Source organism: Oleiphilus sp. HI0080 (assembly GCF_001635135.1).
Genome location: NZ_LWFU01000811.1, coordinates 1 through 278, shown reverse-complemented (window position 1 = coordinate 278; position 278 = coordinate 1). Strand labels below are relative to the sequence as shown.

The 278-nt window shown below is 44.2% G+C and carries 1 protein-coding gene; it reads left to right on the top strand.

The window, feature by feature from the left end:
- Positions 1 to 116: 116 nt before the first annotated feature.
- Positions 117 to 278, top strand: a 162-nt coding sequence (locus A3751_RS21910; RefSeq protein WP_231876922.1) for a RimK/LysX family protein, incomplete at its 3' end; no start/stop codon positions are given.

Below are 278 nucleotides of genomic sequence, written 5' to 3'. Positions count from 1 at the left end.
TGAGCATTACGAGGCGGTATAAGCAGGTCTTCGTGAAACAGCGCCATAAATAGCTTGCTATGACCTTGAGCTTTGGAATAGATTTATTTCTTAATCATGCTCAATAGAGAATAACATTGAAACAAAACATCGGAAGTGAAGAATGGTGCGCCTTTTCAGACCTCGGGCTGCCAGCCGTAAAAGCGCGCGTTGATTCTGGCGCCAAAACCTCCTCGATTCACGCCTTTAATATTCATACATTTCGACGCGATAATGAGAAATGGGTGAGCTTCGAGATC